The 16,533-nt window shown below is 37.7% G+C and carries 16 protein-coding genes and 1 tRNA gene; 10 read left to right on the top strand and 7 right to left on the bottom strand.

Annotated features, from left to right (window positions below; all coding sequences use genetic code 11):
• The first annotated feature begins 34 nt into the window (after positions 1-34).
• Positions 35-760: a LysE family transporter gene (locus tag JM79_RS01200; protein ID WP_141876417.1), complete on the top strand. Its 726-nt coding sequence runs from the start codon at positions 35-37 to the stop codon at positions 758-760.
• Positions 761-797: 37 nt separating this feature from the next.
• Here the strand turns inward: JM79_RS01200 and JM79_RS01205 are convergent.
• From JM79_RS01205 to JM79_RS01215, 3 genes are all read right to left on the bottom strand, one after another.
• Positions 798-871: transfer RNA gene (locus tag JM79_RS01205), tRNA-Cys, on the bottom strand.
• A gap of 50 nt (positions 872-921) precedes the next feature.
• The gene (gene folB, locus JM79_RS01210; RefSeq protein ID WP_141876418.1) at positions 922-1,278 is read right to left on the bottom strand and encodes a dihydroneopterin aldolase; all 357 of its coding nucleotides are present in this window, start codon (positions 1,276-1,278) and stop codon (positions 922-924) included.
• 41 nt (positions 1,279-1,319) lie between these two features.
• On the bottom strand, positions 1,320-2,036 hold the full coding sequence (locus JM79_RS01215) for a divalent cation transporter (RefSeq protein ID WP_141876419.1): 717 nt from the start codon (positions 2,034-2,036) through the stop codon (positions 1,320-1,322).
• A gap of 110 nt (positions 2,037-2,146) precedes the next feature.
• Between JM79_RS01215 and JM79_RS01220 the strand changes: the two genes are divergently transcribed.
• From JM79_RS01220 to JM79_RS01235, 4 genes are all read left to right on the top strand, one after another.
• The gene (locus JM79_RS01220; RefSeq protein ID WP_141876420.1) at positions 2,147-3,826 is read left to right on the top strand and encodes a glutamine--tRNA ligase/YqeY domain fusion protein; all 1,680 of its coding nucleotides are present in this window, start codon (positions 2,147-2,149) and stop codon (positions 3,824-3,826) included.
• A 124-nt stretch (positions 3,827-3,950) separates the two neighbouring features.
• Positions 3,951-4,331, top strand: a complete 381-nt coding sequence (locus JM79_RS01225) for a YtxH domain-containing protein (RefSeq protein WP_141876421.1) — start codon at positions 3,951-3,953, stop codon at positions 4,329-4,331.
• A gap of 7 nt (positions 4,332-4,338) precedes the next feature.
• Positions 4,339-4,698, top strand: coding sequence for a phage holin family protein (locus JM79_RS01230; RefSeq protein ID WP_141876422.1), 360 nt, complete (start codon positions 4,339-4,341; stop codon positions 4,696-4,698).
• The gene (locus tag JM79_RS01235; RefSeq protein ID WP_141876423.1) at positions 4,698-4,931 is read left to right on the top strand and encodes a DUF6327 family protein; all 234 of its coding nucleotides are present in this window, start codon (positions 4,698-4,700) and stop codon (positions 4,929-4,931) included. The genes JM79_RS01230 and JM79_RS01235 overlap by 1 nt, the downstream gene beginning before the upstream one ends.
• Positions 4,932-4,973: 42 nt before the next feature.
• On the opposite strand, the gene JM79_RS01240 is transcribed toward JM79_RS01235, so the two are convergent.
• Together JM79_RS01240 and gltX are read right to left on the bottom strand one after the other, a co-directional pair.
• Positions 4,974-5,933: an SPFH domain-containing protein gene (locus JM79_RS01240; protein WP_141876424.1), complete on the bottom strand. Its 960-nt coding sequence runs from the start codon at positions 5,931-5,933 to the stop codon at positions 4,974-4,976.
• Positions 5,934-6,040: 107 nt separating this feature from the next.
• The gene (gene gltX, locus JM79_RS01245; protein WP_141876425.1) at positions 6,041-7,558 is read right to left on the bottom strand and encodes a glutamate--tRNA ligase; all 1,518 of its coding nucleotides are present in this window, start codon (positions 7,556-7,558) and stop codon (positions 6,041-6,043) included.
• A 111-nt stretch (positions 7,559-7,669) separates the two neighbouring features.
• On the opposite strand from gltX, the gene JM79_RS01250 reads away from it, so the two are divergent.
• The 5 genes from JM79_RS01250 to JM79_RS01270 all read left to right on the top strand — a co-directional run bounded on the left by JM79_RS01250 (position 7,670) and on the right by JM79_RS01270 (position 14,851).
• Complete coding sequence (locus JM79_RS01250; RefSeq protein WP_141876426.1) at positions 7,670-10,882, top strand: hypothetical protein; 3,213 nt, start codon at positions 7,670-7,672, stop codon at positions 10,880-10,882.
• Complete coding sequence (gene ybeY, locus JM79_RS01255) at positions 10,863-11,297, top strand: rRNA maturation RNase YbeY (protein ID WP_141876427.1); 435 nt, start codon at positions 10,863-10,865, stop codon at positions 11,295-11,297. Before JM79_RS01250 ends, ybeY begins: the two co-directional genes overlap by 20 nt.
• A gap of 15 nt (positions 11,298-11,312) precedes the next feature.
• Positions 11,313-13,184, top strand: a complete 1,872-nt coding sequence (mnmG, locus tag JM79_RS01260; RefSeq protein ID WP_141876428.1) for a tRNA uridine-5-carboxymethylaminomethyl(34) synthesis enzyme MnmG — start codon at positions 11,313-11,315, stop codon at positions 13,182-13,184.
• Positions 13,185-13,217: 33 nt separating this feature from the next.
• A complete protein-coding gene (locus JM79_RS01265) occupies positions 13,218-14,078 on the top strand; it encodes a class I SAM-dependent methyltransferase (protein WP_347707194.1) in 861 nt (286 codons plus the stop codon).
• A 221-nt stretch (positions 14,079-14,299) separates the two neighbouring features.
• Positions 14,300-14,851, top strand: a complete 552-nt coding sequence (locus JM79_RS01270) for an OmpH family outer membrane protein (protein ID WP_141876429.1) — start codon at positions 14,300-14,302, stop codon at positions 14,849-14,851.
• Positions 14,852-14,917: 66 nt separating this feature from the next.
• On the opposite strand, the gene JM79_RS01275 is transcribed toward JM79_RS01270, so the two are convergent.
• Together JM79_RS01275 and JM79_RS01280 are read right to left on the bottom strand one after the other, a co-directional pair.
• Positions 14,918-15,313 (bottom strand): DoxX family protein, encoded by a 396-nt coding sequence (locus JM79_RS01275; RefSeq protein WP_141876430.1) that lies wholly within the window; start codon positions 15,311-15,313, stop codon positions 14,918-14,920.
• A gap of 6 nt (positions 15,314-15,319) precedes the next feature.
• Positions 15,320-16,471 carry a DNA polymerase III subunit delta' gene (locus JM79_RS01280; protein ID WP_141876431.1) on the bottom strand — a complete coding sequence of 384 codons (1,152 nt, stop codon included), beginning with the start codon at positions 16,469-16,471 and terminating at the stop codon, positions 15,320-15,322.
• Positions 16,472-16,533 lie beyond the last annotated feature (62 nt).

Consider the following 16,533-nt stretch of genomic DNA (forward strand, 5'->3'; position numbering starts at 1 on the left):
CAAAAAGTTTACATTTGCAAAACAACTTAACTGTATGTTACAGGACGTTTTAGCTGCTTTACCCTTAGGTTTCTTTCTGGCTTTTCTATTTGGACCGGTTTTTTTTGTATTACTGGAAACCGCCGCTATAAAAGGGTTTAGAGCCGCTATTGCATTGGATTTTGGGGTCATCTTTGCTGATTGTGTTTTTATAACCATCGCTTATTTTAGCACCACCAAGCTACTGGAGAGTCTTAAGGATGATCCAGCTTTATTTATTTTTGGGGGTATGATCCTCGCTACTTATGGTTTGATGACCTTTGTGCAATCAAAAAAAACTCTCCAAACAGACGATAAGACTCCTGAAATTAGAAAGCTTGGAAAAAGTGCTTATTTCAGCCTGTTCGCAAAAGGATTTCTACTGAATTTCATAAATATTGGAGTGCTTGGTTTCTGGCTGGGAGTGATCATTGTTTTTGGTCCCAAGCTGGATATGCAGATGGATAGAATAGGAATATTCATTGCTACAGTGCTTATCACATATCTTATTGTAGATGTAGCAAAGATCTTGCTGGCAAAAAAACTAAACCGGAAATTAACGCCCAACCGAATCTATATAATGAAAAAGTTCATTAGTTGTATACTGGTGATCTTCGGGGTCGTCCTGATCTTTCAGGGACTCTTTCCAGACCAGGTAGATGAGATCAAAAACCAGATAGAAGAAATTACACCAAGTGATTCTTTGATTGGTGATCTGGATTTTACAAAAACAAAAGATTAGAAATAAAAAAAGCTTCCTTATTCAGGAAGCTTTTTTTTGGAGGCATCGAGCGGATTCGAACCGCTGTACAAGGTTTTGCAGACCTCTGCCTAGCCACTCGGCCACGATGCCCTTTGCGGGATGGCAAATGTAATAAAAAATTTAAGTATCAAAACTAAAATCTACCTTGATTTCTGCATGCTCACACTAACCATGGCAACATTACCACCAATGGGAGGGTTGATCTTGGAAACTTCGACTTCAGCTTGCTGAACCATAATAAGTTCGCTAAGAACACGGGTTAAGATTCTATCAGCAACCGTTTCCAGTAATTTAGATCTAATGGCCATTTCCTGCTTAACAATATGATTTAGATGAACATAATCTATGGTGTCTTTAAGTTCATCTGTCTTTGCAGAATGGGATAGATCCCCGGAAACTTTAAGGTTTACCTGGTATTCGCTTCCAATTTTACTTTCTTCATCAAGACATCCATGATAAGCGAAAGTTCTAATGTTCTTAAGTGTGATTACTCCCAAAACTTTTTTTACAAAGATATGTTTCCTGAAGAATTGAATAATTACTGAATTAATTTTTCTCCAATCATACCTATCAAAAAGCCAAGATTAGCGCCTAAAGCAGGTATCCATGCCCTTTTTAGCTTTACGTTCGGAGCGATATCCTGAAATATGAGATATAATATTCCACCACCGGCAAATACCATCAGGAAGGCCGTAACTTCAGGTAGGTCTCTTAGAAATTCATAACCGAGTAGCGCACCTAAAACTCCGCTGAAACTCAGTGCAAATAGAATTCCGAGTGCGTTTTTCGATTTCTTCCCAGATCTTATAAGATCCTGGTAAGAATTGAAAGATTCAGGTAAATTCTGTAAACCTATAAATACGGCCAGTAGAATACCAGTCTTAGGATCTGTCGCGAATATTGCACCTAATGCTATCGCTTCAGGAATAAAATCTAACAGCATCGCCAGTAATTGCGACAAAGTGCTTCCAGATCTTTCTAGTTTCCGGTCTATTAAAAACACAATCAGGGCACCAGCTATAAATGCCAATAGCAAAACAGGGAGATCCAGATCTTCCATTCCTCGTGGTATCAATACCAATGCAACGGCACCCATAAGAATACCTCCTCCAAAAGCCGTAATGAAATGGGTTATTTCTTTCTTTCGATTGGACTTATCTGGATTGCTTCCGAAGTATTTGGAAAGCAAACCTCCTACAAATACCGTAATTCCCGAAAATGCTGAGTATAATATAATTTTATACAGGTCATCCATATTTTAATCCGTGATTTTAATTCAAGTTATCAATTTTAAACATACTATTGTTCGCATGCTGTCTTTATCGATTTAAAATTTGATAAATTTGCAGCTTATTAAAACAGGTTATGGCAGAAGCTAAAAAGTCCCTCAATTTCATTGAGCAGATCATAGAAGAAGATCTTAATTCTAATTATTCAAGAGAAGAACTCAAATTCAGGTTTCCTCCTGAACCTAATGGGTATTTGCATATTGGTCATGCATCCTCGATTTGTTTAAATTTTGGATTGGGCGAGAAGTATAATGCTCCTGTAAATTTAAGATTTGATGATACGAATCCTGCAAAGGAAGAGCAGGAGTATGTAGATGCTATCAAAAGAGATATTGAGTGGTTAGGTTTTAAATGGGCTGAGGAATGTTATGCTTCAGATTATTTTCAGAAGCTTTATGACTGGGCGGTAGAAATGATCAAAAATGGCGATGCTTATGTAGATAGCCAGACTTCAGAAGAGATTGCAGAGCAGAAGGGAACACCTACCGAACCTGGAAAGGAAAGTCCGTATAGAAAACGTTCAGTAGAAGAAAATCTGGAGCTATTTGAGCAGATGAAGAATGGCGACACTCCTGAAAGAGGACACGTACTTCGCGCAAAGATCGATATGACTTCTTCTAACATGCTAATGCGTGACCCGATCATGTACCGTTGTTTGCATAAAGATCACCACCGCACTGCAGATAACTGGAAGATCTATCCAATGTATGATTGGGCGCATGGACAGTCAGATTTTATTGAGCATGTTTCTCATTCATTCTGTACCCTCGAATTTTTACCGCATAGAGAATTATATAACTGGTTTCTAGAAAAAGTAAGCAAACAAGGTGAATTTGAGCCAAAACAGCGAGAATTTGCACGTAGAAACCTTAGTCATACCATTGTAAGTAAGCGTAAATTATTACAACTTGTAGAAAAAGGTTTTGTAGATAGCTGGGATGATCCTAGAATGCCTACAATTTCAGGATTGCGTAGAAGAGGTTACACTGCTGGTGCTATACGAAAGTTTGCCGATTCGATTGGTGTTGGAAAACGTGAGAATATGATCGATGTTTCCCACCTGGAATTCTGTGCCAGAGAAGATCTTAATAAAATAGCTCCAAGGGTTATGGGTGTTCTGGATCCTGTTAAACTGGTGATCACTAACTATCCTGAAGGAGAAGAAGAATGGCTGGAAGCTGAAAATAATCCTGAAGATGAAGCTGCCGGGAGCAGAGAAATTCCATTTTCACGTGAATTATACATAGAAAGAGAAGATTTTAAAGAAAGTGCAAACCGTAAGTTTTTCAGGTTGACACTTGGAAAGGAAGTACGTCTTAAAAACGCCTATATTATTAAGGGTGAGGATGTTGTAAAGGATGCTGAAGGTAACATTACTGAGATTCATGCAACTTACGATCCTAAAAGTAAAAGTGGAAGCGGTTCTGAAGAATCTCTTCGGAAGGTGAAAGGTACTTTACACTGGGTTTCTGTAAAACATGCTGTGGAGGCTGAAGTTAGACTCTATGACAGATTATTCACTGAAGAAGCTCCAGATGGCGATAAGGAAAAAGATTATCTTGATTTCGTAAATCCGGAATCATTAGATGTAGTGACCGGTTATCTTGAACCTGGACTGAAGGATGCAAAACCTGAAGATAAGGTACAGTTCCAGAGAATAGGATATTTTTGTGTAGATAAGGATTCCACGACTGAAAAGCCTGTGTTCAATAGAACGGTAACTTTACGTGATTCCTGGGCTAAAATTAAGTCTTAGACAGTTTTTCATACTATTTAAGAATAATTTAGCATTCAATTTTTAACATATTAACCGGTTATTAACAAGCTAGGGTGAAACCAACCGCTATCTTTGAGCTTTAATAACCTAAAATCAATAACTTATGGCAAGTACAGGAAATACATTATTAGCATTAATTACCGGAGCAGCAATTGGAGCTGGCGTTGGTTTACTTTATGCACCAGATAGCGGAGATAAGACTCGCAAGAAACTTAAAGATGATGCTCAGAATGCTCAGGACAGACTAAATAAGAAGTACAACGAAACTTCTTCTAATCTTTCTGAAAAAGCTAAGAAAGCAAGAACAGATTTCGAAGTAAGACTGGAAGAGACTTTATCTTCAGCAAGTCATAAAGCAGATGATATTTTATCTGCAATGGAGTCTAAATTAGAAGAACTTAGAAAACAAAATTCTAAATTGCAGAAAGATAAGCCGGGAACTTCAACTGGATCTGGAAACACTCCAAATAAAGCGGTAGTATAATTTCTGTATGGCATTTGAAAAGCTTTCGAACAACGTAGACGACTTAAATCATAATATTCAGGCATTCCTGCATAGTAATGCTGAATATTATAAACTTAAAGCCTTTAAGCAGGGAATGAAGGGAGCCACATCGCTCGTTCGTTTCTTAATTATGGGTTTTTTGTTAAGCATTGCCGGGATCATGTTATCCTTCGCTATTGCGATCATTATTAGTCAGTCAATTGGTGTACCCAGCTCCGGTTATTTTATCGTAGGTGGTTTTTACCTCATCGTTGGGGTGTTGATTTATATCTTTGGAAAAGAACCAATAGAGAAGTTAATCCTTCAGAAGTTTTCAAAAGCAGTTTTTAACGATAAAAATGATTAATGAGAGTTTATTCGTCCTTTAAAGATATCGACAAAGATCTTAAGATCCTGAAGTTACAAACAGAGATCGATAAAGAGGAGATTCGTCTTAGTATGGATCACACCAAAGACCAGATGACACCAATGTCACTGCTGGGAAGTGGAGTAGGTTCGATAGTGCATAAATTTCTATCAATTCGGGCGGTTTCCAAGATCATGGGTATCAAGAGGACTAATATGGACCACGAATTGTAATCATCATACAAAAAATTAAAAAGCCCCGATTCGGGGCTTTTTTTATGAGTCATTTTCGTTGTTTCTCTTTTGTTCTTCTATTCTCTTTTTGTTCTGCTCTTTCATCGCTTCCCCAATTTGATTAGAAGCGGTAAAGGACGCAACCATATTATTCAGCATTTCACTACCGGCCTGTGGTGAATTAGGTAAGAGAATAAGATTTGAATTGGTTTCTTCTCCAATAGCCTGTAATGTATCGTAATGTTGCGTAACCACGATCAGGGCCGAGGCTTCCTGGGAATTGATACCTACGTTGTTTAAAACATCCACACTTTCTTCCAGTCCGCGTGCGATCTCTCGTCGCTGATCAGCAATTCCCTGTCCCTGTAACCGCTTACTTTCAGCTTCAGCCCGGGCTTTTGCAACGATTTTTATACGATCTGCTTCAGCATCATATTCTGCTGCAACCTTTTCTCTTTCCGCAGCATTTATCCTGTTCATGGCAGCTTTCACTTGTACATCAGGATCTATATCTGTAACCAGGGTTTTGATGATATCATATCCATAAGACTGCATCGCTTCGTTCAATTCACGGTTTACAGCAATGGCTATGTCATCTTTACGTTCAAAAACGTCGTCCAGCTTCATTTTAGGTACTTCTGCGCGCACAACATCGAAAACATAGGCTGTAATCTGGTCATGCGGACTTTCAAGCTTGTAGAAGGCATCATACACGTTATCTTTTCTAACCTGGAACTGTACGGATATTTTCAGCTTTACGAATACATTGTCCTTGGTTTTAGTTTCCACCAGAACATCAAGTTGCTGAACTTTTAGATTAATCCTTCCTGCTACCTGATCTATCAGGGGAACTTTTAATTGCAGTCCAGAATTCCGGATGCTGGTAAACTTTCCGAAGCGCTCTACAACTGCTGAGGTTTGCTGCCGAACTACAAAGATTCCTGAGAATATAAGCAGCAACAGTAAAATGACGAGTATGGGTATTAAAACAAGATTTATCATGCTAATAGAATTTTTTACTGAAATTAAGCATTCTTCAGCATTTAATCAGCATAAAAAAAGCCGGTAAGATCAAGTTTCTTACCGGCTGTAATAGTTTTCAGGATCAATTATCCCAACGTTTCAATGGCTTTAGTGAGCCTGCTTAAAGTTTGTTGTTTTCCAATATAACTTGCGATCTCGTAAACGTCTGGACCTTGTAATGCTCCAACCAGTGCGAGACGTAAAGGCATCATCACTTTTCCAAAACCAATCTCCTTACTTTTGATCCAGTTTTTGACTTCAGCCTGTAGTTGTTCGGTTTCAAAATTATCCTGTCCTTCCAGGAAGGTTTTTAATTCGTTCATCAATTCTGCTGAACCTTCTTTCCATGCCTTTTTTGCATCTTTTGGCTCGAAAGAAGTAGGGGAGACGAAGAAGAAATATCCCTGATCCCAGAGATCTTCTACAAACACTGCTCTTTCTTTGATCAAGGAAACAACGTTCTTAACATAGGATTCTTCTACCACGATCTCTTTTTCCTTCAGGATCTTTTGAAATTCCTTTGTAACCTGCGATTCATCTGCTTCCTGCATATAATGCTGCTGGAACCATTTTGTTTTTTCCGGATCAAATTTAGCACCGCCTTTATGAACTCGTTCCAGTTCAAAAGATTTCGTTAACTCGTCAAGACTAAAGAATTCCTGCTCTGTTCCAGGGTTCCAGCCTAAAAATGCCAGCATGTTTACTACCGCTTCTGGGTAATAACCTTCTTCTTTGTATCCTGTAGAAACATCGCCAGATGCTGGATCTTTCCACTCAAGAGGAAATACCGGGAAACCCATTTTTTCACCATCTCTTTTGCTCAATTTCCCTTTACCCTGAGGTTTCAGAATAAGTGGTAAATGAGCAAATTCTGGAGCGGTCCATCCAAACGCACGATATAGCATATAGTGTAGAGCCAGAGAAGGCAGCCATTCTTCACCACGAATTACATGTGTGATCTCCATTAAATGATCATCCACGATATTGGCGAGGTGATAAGTTGGCATTCCATCACTCTTAAATAGAACCTTATCATCCAGAATATTGGAATCAATTTCCATATCCCCACGAATCACATCCTTTAAATGCAAGGTTTCATCCTGCGGAGATTTAAACCTGATTACATAAGCATCCCCGTTTTCAATTTTCTCCTTTGTCTCTTCGGAAGAGAGGGTAAGGGAATTATTGAGCTTTTCCCTGTTATGCCAGTTATAAATAAAGGTTTTACCCTTTTCTTCATGATCCTTTCTATGTGCATCCAGCTCTTCTGAAGTATCAAAAGCATAGTAAGCATTTCCAGATGCTATCAATTCTTCTGCATAAGAGCGATACTTGTCTTTTCTCTCGCTCTGCCGGTACGGTCCGAAACCTTTTTCCTTGCCCGGTCCTTCATCGTAAGGGATTCCGCACCAATTTAGGGATTCGATAATATAATCTTCAGCTCCATCTACGTACCTGTTTTGATCGGTATCTTCAATACGAAGAACGAAATCACCACCATGTTTTTTGGCAAATAGATAATTGTATAAAGCGGTTCTTACACCACCAATATGTAATGGTCCCGTAGGGCTCGGAGCAAATCTTACTCTAACTTTAGAAGACATAAAAAGTGAATTTTAGAGCAAAGATACAACCTTATTCAAGCAATCCTAAACTCAGTCAACTACTAATTAAAGTGTCTTAATTGTCGTATTTTTAAACAAACTATAGAATTAGTGACCAGCAATTTTGACCGCATACTTTCCAGGCTTGATGCTTTCGTTCGAAAATATTACTTCAGCCAGATCCTAAAGGGCATGATGCTCTTTGCAGGTATTGGGTTGTTATATTTTCTCATTACCTCAAGCCTCGAGCACTTTTTCTGGTTTAATGAATCTGTGAGAGCATTCCTATTCTGGTTATTTATCGCAATTGAAATTGCCCTGTTCTTTTACTTTATTGGGATTCCTCTTTCGAAGCTATTTAAACTTCGGAAGGGAATAGATAAAGAACAAGCTTCAAAAATTATAGGGATACATTTTCAAGAAATAGGGGATAGGCTACTCAATTTATTGCAACTGGATCATACTTCTGAAAGATCTGAATTACTTATTGCAAGCATTGATCAAAAAGCTGAAAATTTAAAGATCTTTAATTTTTCTGAAGCAGTTGAGCTAAAGAAAAACCGCAAATATTTACCGCTTGTAATTCTTCCTGTCCTGATCATATTTGCTTTGTGGATCTCTAACAACTCACATGTTTTCACTGAAGGTTTTAATCGAATAAGTAATTATGATCAGGCATATGAACAGCCAGCTCCATTTCAATTTTTAGTTCTGAATGATAGACTGGAAACATTTCAGAATTCAGATTTCGAATTGTTAGTACAAATTGAAGGAAACCAGATTCCTGAAGAGTTAAATCTCATTACAGATGACTACAAACGTGTACTGACTGCTGAAGGGGATGGACGCTTTGTATATAAGTTTGAAAACGTAGACAACTCTCTAAACTTCAAATTGATTGGCGCAGGTATAAGTTCCAGGACTTATAAGTTGAAGGTTTTGGCACTACCGTTGATCACAAATATGAAAGTTGAGGTGAACTACCCTAATTATCTAAATCTAGATAATCAGGTATTCAAAGGTATAGGATCCTTTCAGGTGCCTGAAGGGTCGAAATTATCCTGGAACTTCTCAACTGTAGCCACAGATTTTGTACAATTTGAAAGTAAAGACTCAATCCGCAACCTCCCAGTGAATATGAATCAAGCTGATATTGAACAACAAATATTTAGAAATTTTGATTATTCCGTCAGTTCGTCCAATTCCTATAAATCTGAATATGAAAAGTTAGATTATCAAATTGAAGTTGTGCGTGATCTTCACCCGGAGATAGATGTGCAAAGCACAAGAGATAGCTTGGACTCACAACAGACTTACATAAAAGGTAGGGTAGAGGATGATCATGGACTCTCAAGATTGCAGCTGGTTTATTATCCGCAAGATTCGATTCAGAAAAAACGGACTCAAAAGTTAGATATTAGCACAGCTCTTGTGGATGAATTCTATTACAGCTTTCCAAACGAATTGGAACTTGAACCTGGTATATCATATTCCTATTATTTTGAAGTGTTCGATAATGATGGGGTAAATGGAGCTAAATCCAGCAGGTCAGAGATCCTTAATTACAGAAAGATCACCCAGGCTGAAAGAGAAGATCAAAACCTGGAGAAACAACAAAATTCTATCGAGAAGATTTCCGAAGAACTGGAAGATTTCAGAAAGGATTCGAATGAACTTGAGGAGCTACAAAGGATAGACAAGGAAAACAGTAGTTTGAATTACAATGAGAAGCAACGCCTGGATCAATTTTTAGAAAGGCAAAAGATTCAGAATGAGCTCATGCAAAAGCATAGCAAGCAGCTTCAGGAAAGCATAGAAGAACAATCTACTGAGGAACCATCTTCAGATAAAGAAGATTTAAGACAAAGGCTCGAAGAGAACGAAAATAGTCTGAAAGAGAATGAGAAATTATTAAAGGAACTTCAGGAGTATTCTGATAAAATCCAGAAAGAAGAACTTGGAGATAAGTTGGAAGATCTGGCTAAGAAGAACAAAAACAATGAGCGCAACCTTGAACAGCTTTTAGAATTAACCAAGCGTTATTATATTGAAGAGAAACAGCAAAAAATAGCAAGAGACCTGGATCGTCTGGCAGATGAACAGGAGAAAATCTCGAACGAATCTGAATCAACTATAGAAGAGCAGGAAAGCTTAAATAATGAGTTCGATAAAATTCGGAAGCAAATGGATTCATTATCCAAGGATAATGACCAATTAAAGAAACCAAAATCCTTAGCTCGCGATGAAGCGATAGAAGAGGAAATTTCAGAAGACCAAAAAAAGGCATCGGAAAAATTACAACAGCAGAAGAATGCCAGCCAGGAACAAAAGAAGGCTGCCAAGAAAATGCGAGAATTAAGTTCTAAGATGCAACAAGCCGGAATGCAGGCAGAGATGCAGAAGTTGGAAGCTGATGCTAAAGTATTACGTGAAATTCTGAATAATCTGGTGAGATTTTCTTTAATACAGGAAGAACTGCTAGAGGACTTTAAAAGTATCAAACAAACAAGTCCAGCTTATGCGAACAAATTAAATGATCAAAGTGAACTAAGGGAAAACTTTGAACATATTGATGACAGTATTTACAGTCTTGCACTGCAAAATCCAATGTTCTCAAGTAAGATAACTTCCAAACTTACAGATATAGATTTTGATATAGAAAAGTCGCTGGAACGTTTAGCTGAAAATCAAATAGGTCAGGGTACCGCTAGTCAGCAATATGTTGTCACCGGGGCAAATGATCTTGCAGTCATGCTTTCTGATGTTCTGGATTCTATGCAGGATATGATGTCCAATCCGCAATCTGGTTCTGGTGATGGACAGGAATTTCAATTGCAACAGATCATCGATGAACAAAAAGAACTTCAGCAGGATATGCAACAAAACATGGAAATTCCTGATAGATCCGGGATGCCTAGTCAGAAAAATTCTGGTGAGATATTTGAAATTTATAAACGTCAGCAAAACATCAGAAGGAAACTAGATGAATTAATGGAAAATGGCGCATCTAACGCTCTCGAGAAGAAGATGGAACAAATCGAGGAGGATCTTTTGGAGAAGGGTTTGGATGGGAAAACCCTGGAAAGAATGAAGCAGCTGGATTATGAATTAATGAAAATGAAGAGCGCTGCGCAAAAACAGGGATTTGATAATAAGAGGAAAGCAAACACGAATACCCTGAACTATGAGAACAGGCTTCAAAACCAGATAAATACCGCTAAAGAATATTTCCAATCAACTGAAATTTTAAACAGACAAGTCTTACCTTTGCAGCAAATTTATAGATCTAAGGTTAAGGAATATTTTGGTGAAAGGAACGATTAATTTTTTCAATGAAAACAACTTCAGCCTGAAGGATGAAGAACTATTTCAAAACTGGTTATTCAGGCTTGCTGAATCTGAGCATAAAAATATAGGCGAGATCAATTATATTTTCTGTGATGATGATTACTTGTTGGAGATTAACCGGAATTATTTAGATCACGATACCTATACAGATATTATCAGTTTTGATAATACTGTTGGTAATTCCCTCAATGGGGATATTTTCATTAGTACAGAAAGAGTAGAGGAGAATGCTGCAGATTATAATGTGGATTTTCTTCAGGAGCTGAAACGAGTTATCGCGCACGGTATGTTACATTTTTGCGGATATAAGGATAAGTCTGAAAGTGAGAGTGATTTAATGCGACGTAAGGAAGACGAGAAAATCAAAATGTTCCACGTGGAACATTCGTAATGAAAAGGGGATTTTATGTTCGATAAAGAATATGATGTTATAGTAATTGGAGCTGGACACGCAGGAAGTGAAGCTGCCGCCGCTGCCGCTAATATGGGCAGTAGTACGCTTTTAATTACAATGAATTTGCAGAATATCGCTCAGATGAGTTGTAATCCTGCTATGGGAGGTATAGCAAAAGGTCAGATCGTAAGAGAAATAGATGCAATGGGTGGGTACAGTGGTATTGTAAGTGATACCAGTGCTATTCAGTTTAAAATGTTGAATAAATCCAAAGGACCTGCAATGTGGAGTCCGCGTGTGCAAAGTGATCGTATGCGTTTTGCTGAGGACTGGCGTTTAAAGTTGGAGCAAACTCCAAATCTTGATTTTTATCAGGAAATGGTAGCAGGTTTGATTATCGAAAATGATAAGATAACAGGGGTAAGAACTTCCCTAGGTCTGGAAGTTCGTTCCAAATCTGTTATATGTACAAATGGAACATTTCTAAACGGACTCATCCATATAGGTGATAAGCAATTTGGAGGCGGTAGAGCAGGGGAAAGAGCTGCAACCGGTATTACTAAAGATCTGATCGACGTAGGATTTGAAGCTGGAAGAATGAAGACAGGAACTCCTCCGCGTGTGGATGGTAGATCTCTCGATTATTCTAAAATGACCGAGCAACCTGGTGATGTAATCCCTTCTAAATTCTCTTATTCAGATGAGACTAAGCCTTTGGAAAAACAACGTAGTTGTTACATGACTTACACTTCTAATGAAGTGCACGAGATACTAAAGGATGGTTTTGATCGATCTCCTATGTTTAACGGACGTATAAAAAGTCTCGGTCCTAGATACTGTCCTTCCATAGAAGACAAGATCAATAGATTTGCAGATAAGGACAGACATCAGTTATTTGTAGAACCCGAAGGTTGGAATACCGTAGAAGTCTATGTGAATGGGTTTTCAACTTCACTTCCAGAAGATGTTCAGTTTAAAGCCTTAAGATCTGTGGCGGGATTTGAGAATGTGAAATTCTTCAGGCCAGGTTACGCAATAGAATATGATTATTTTCCACCAACTCAGTTGAAGCATACCCTGGAGACGAAGTTGATTGATGGTTTATATTTTGCGGGTCAGATTAATGGAACAACAGGATATGAGGAAGCGGCTTGCCAGGGCATGATGGCTGGTATTAATGCCGCTCTAAAAGTTCAGGAAAAAGATGAATTTATTCTGAAGCGTAACGAGGCATATATTGGGGTCCTTATAGATGATCTAATAACAAAGGGTACAGAAGAACCTTATAGAATGTTTACTTCAAGAGCGGAGTATAGAACTTTATTAAGACAGGATAATGCCGATTTCAGGTTAACCGAAAAATCTTATAATATCGGTTTAGCTTCTGTAGAGCGGATGAGGAAAATGGAAGAAAAGAAAGAAAAATCTTTTAAGTTTGTTCAGCATTTGAAGGATCTAAGTGTCATCCCGGCAGAAGCAAATCCTGTTCTGGAAACTCGAAATTCTTCTCCCATGAAACAAAGTGATAAGGTCTTTAAGGTTTTTTCAAGACCACAAATCACGATGGAAGATGTGCGCAGTTTTTCTGGCGTAAATGAGTTTATAGTTGAGAATGATCTCAACACCGAAATGATAGAGCAAACCGAAATTCAGGTTAAATACTCAGGATACATTGAGAAGGAGAAAAACAATGCCGACAAATTAAATCGTTTGGAGAATGTTCGTATTCCATCAAACTTTGATTATTCCAGTATAAAAAGTATGTCATACGAAGCGAGAGAGAAACTCAAGAAAGTACAACCTGCTACCGTTTCTCAAGCCTCTAGAATTAGTGGAGTAAGTCCTAACGATATTTCAGTATTATTGGTTTACATGGGTCGGTAATTTGCTCATGTTCCACGTGGAACAATTAGAATTTTGATAGAATCAAATCAAATAAAATCAGCTCCGGAAACGCGGGAAGTTATACTTACCTGTAAAGATCACCTTGTATCGCAGGAGAACTTTTCTATATTAGAAAGTGAGTCTGGAATATTGTGTACTTCTCCAGTTCCAGAAAATTTACCTGCATATTATGAAAGTGATAGGTATATTTCTCACACAGATTCAGAAGAAAATTTTCAGGACAAGATCTATCAATTTGTAAAATCTAAAATGCTTTTAAAAAAAGCAAAGTGGATTGAACAGGAAACGGCAGGTTGTAAACTTCTGGATTACGGAGCGGGCACAGGAGATTTTCTTGCTCACATGCAAAATAGAAACTGGAATGTATTTGGTATGGAACCAAACGAAGATGCTAGGGCCTTAGCTTCGAAAAAAGGAATTACTATTGAAGACAACCTGGATAAGTTGGAGGCTAGATCATTTGATGTAATTACCCTCTGGCATGTACTGGAACATATTCCAGATTACGAGGAAGTGCTGAAAAGACTGGTGGCTAAATTAAACAAAAATGGGCTTCTTATTATTGCAGTTCCTAATCATAGATCTTATGATGCTTATTACTATCAAAATTATTGGGCTGCCTGGGACGTTCCAAGACATCTATGGCATTTTTCGAGAAGTGGTATTTCTCAGCTTTTAAAAAAGAACAACCTTATAGAGGTTTGTGAAAAACCATTAATTTTCGATTCGTTTTATGTAAGTCTATTAAGCGAGGAGAATCAAAAACAGAAGCCTTCTAAAATAAATGCATTTTGGCGCGGTCTAATTTCGAACTTCAAGGCAAGGTCTACCGGAGAGTACTCTTCCATTGCTTATTTCTACAGAAAATCATAAATAAGCTTGTTTTAGCCATTTTAAGAGCAGTTGATATATTTATATTAAGTTGATCCTATAAAATTGCCTAGAGTCTCTTAAAACGAATCTAAAGACTTCATTTCTTATAGATTAATTTTATAATGAATAAATTTTAGATTAATCTTATCGATAACAACTATTCAAACTCCTATTTCACTCTAAGATTAGTTTCTTACCTTTGCCAATCAAATTTTTTAACTATGATCAAAAAAGTTTTCGGAATTGCTGCAGTTGCAATTTTAATGGTATCATGTAACGAGCAAAAAACAGCTTATGTAGATACTAAAGTATTAGTACAGGAATATAAAGAAATGAAAGAAGTGGAAGCTGAGTTCACTTCCAAATCAGATTCTGTTCGTCAACAACTTGATTCTGTAGCAAAATCTTTTCAGGAAGAAGTTCAGGCTTACCAGTCTGAAATGAATTCCATGTCTGATGCACAAAGACAGGAAAAGGAACGTACGCTTATGCAAAAACAGCAAATGCTACAACAACAACAGCAAATGCAAAGTAACCGTCTTAGAGAGCAAAGTACGGCTGCTATGGATTCTTTAGTTGAAAAGGTTAAGGGATACGTGAAAGACTACGGAAAGGATAATGGTTATACTTATATTTTTGGTTCCAATGAATCTGCAAATATTATGTATGCTGAAGAAGGTCTTGATATTACTCAGGATGTTTTAGCTGAATTGAACGAGCAATACGGTGGAGCTGATGTTGCTACTGAAGAAAACGAAGAAGTAGAAGACTAAATTCTACAAATACTTATACATAAAAAGGCTCCTAAATAGGAGCCTTTTTTTATTTAAAAATCTTTTTTAATTCATTAACCAGACACCCAAGATGCATACGATAAAGTATCCGGTAAGCGTAAAAGCTCCTGCATAATCTTTAGCCACTCTCTGTCCAAATAATAGCATAAGCAAAGTGACACATGCGAGAATGGAAGCTAGCAGTCCTAAATCAGAATTACCGCTGGATATTAATGTGTAGATACCTGCAATCGCAAGAAATCCTACAATGACTTCGATAACCAGGATAATTCCAACCATGAGGGGCACCATTCCTGCCAGAAAGGTTTTTGAGAAATGTTCCTTCAGCCAACCAGTATTTCCATTCCAGTCCATCATCTTATCAACACCAGATTGTAAGAATGTAATAAGAATGAATAGCAGTATTAGAATCTCAGTGATATAGGTATTCAGATTTTCCATAATTCGTTATTTTTTGTGTAGATATCGGGTTAGTTTAATTGAAAGATCGGTCAGGATAATTTTAGCATTTCCATTTCTACCAATATGATAAATGGCAGTTTCTATTGCTTCGGAAATTTCTCCAATATTCTTACCATTTATAAACGTGGCGAATTTATCGAATTTAAAGACTTTTGGTTCAATATCAATATAAACTAAGTCTTTAGCCTTATAATTTAGCAACATGGCCTGCCTGAAGAAGTCGAGACAATATCGGAGAAAGCTTTTCTGGGTTTCGCGGTTGAGGGATGCGATCTCATCACTCCAGGCTACCAGTTCCAATACTGTAGCTTTGTTTCCTTTAGCTTGAAATGCACTCCGCACCCATTGAATGAACCAGGCCTGGAACTGTTCATCGCCCGCATCTTTTCTTAAGATATGTACTGCCTTAGTATAATCACCGTTAGCCTGATGAGCAATCTTCTTAGCAATTTTTGGTTCACAATCCTCTTTGCGAATTAGATATTCTTCGATATCAGATTCTCCAAGAGGTGGAAAATGCAACCGCTGGCATCTGGACCTAATGGTTTGAATAATTTGTTCTTCAGCTTCAGTAACAAGTAAAAAGATAGTTTTGCTTGGCGGCTCTTCTATTAATTTCAGCAACTTGTTGGAAGCTTCATTGTTCAACTTTTCAGGCATCCAGATAATCATCACTTTAAAACCACCTTCATAACTTTTTAAGGAAAGTGATTTTACGATCTCATGAGCTTCATCTACCCCAATCTTGCCTTGCTTGTTTTCAATTCCAAGACTTTGATACCAGTCATATAAACTTCCGTAGGGATTCGTTTGAACAAACTGTCGCCACTCTTCGAGAAAATGTGAAGAAACCGGATGTTTTTTGATCTTTTCATTGGTTGCAACCGGAAATGCGAAGTGCAGATCTGGATGAGAAAGATTATTGAATTTCAGATTGCAGGAAGCTGAACTTTCTGAATCATTTTCTCCATTAGAATTACCACATAATATATATTGAGCGTAGGCGATCGCCATGGGTAAAGTCCCACTACCAGCCTTTCCGGTAAAAAGTTGAGCATGCGGAATTCTTCTCCGGTCTGCCGTGGTCACAAGGTGATTTTTTATATGCGGAAGGCCTATTATTTCTCTAAAAAGCATAGGCAAATATAAAATTATATAAGCTTTATTATCTTCGGAAAAATTTATATTTGTAACAAAGC

The organism is Gramella sp. Hel_I_59, from assembly GCF_006714895.1.
Lineage (GTDB): Bacteria > Bacteroidota > Bacteroidia > Flavobacteriales > Flavobacteriaceae > Christiangramia.

Bases quoted from the DNA above. Each gene is read 5' to 3' on its own strand.
- JM79_RS01275 (WP_141876430.1), bottom strand. From the start codon at position 15,313: ATGGAAAATCTGAATACCTATATCACTGAGATTCTAATACTGCTATTC.
- JM79_RS01240 (WP_141876424.1), bottom strand. From the start codon at position 5,933: ATGATAAATCTTGTTTTAATACCCATACTCGTCATTTTACTGTTGCTG.
- JM79_RS01200 (WP_141876417.1), top strand. From the start codon at position 35: ATGTTACAGGACGTTTTAGCTGCTTTACCCTTAGGTTTCTTTCTGGCT.
- JM79_RS01215 (WP_141876419.1), bottom strand. From the start codon at position 2,036: ATGGATGACCTGTATAAAATTATATTATACTCAGCATTTTCGGGAATT.
- JM79_RS01235 (WP_141876423.1), top strand. From the start codon at position 4,698: ATGAGAGTTTATTCGTCCTTTAAAGATATCGACAAAGATCTTAAGATC.
- JM79_RS01270 (WP_141876429.1), top strand. From the start codon at position 14,300: ATGATCAAAAAAGTTTTCGGAATTGCTGCAGTTGCAATTTTAATGGTA.
- JM79_RS01230 (WP_141876422.1), top strand. From the start codon at position 4,339: ATGGCATTTGAAAAGCTTTCGAACAACGTAGACGACTTAAATCATAAT.
- JM79_RS01280 (WP_141876431.1), bottom strand. From the start codon at position 16,471: ATGCTTTTTAGAGAAATAATAGGCCTTCCGCATATAAAAAATCACCTT.
- gltX (WP_141876425.1), bottom strand. From the start codon at position 7,558: ATGTCTTCTAAAGTTAGAGTAAGATTTGCTCCGAGCCCTACGGGACCA.
- JM79_RS01225 (WP_141876421.1), top strand. From the start codon at position 3,951: ATGGCAAGTACAGGAAATACATTATTAGCATTAATTACCGGAGCAGCA.
- JM79_RS01220 (WP_141876420.1), top strand. From the start codon at position 2,147: ATGGCAGAAGCTAAAAAGTCCCTCAATTTCATTGAGCAGATCATAGAA.
- mnmG (WP_141876428.1), top strand. From the start codon at position 11,313: ATGTTCGATAAAGAATATGATGTTATAGTAATTGGAGCTGGACACGCA.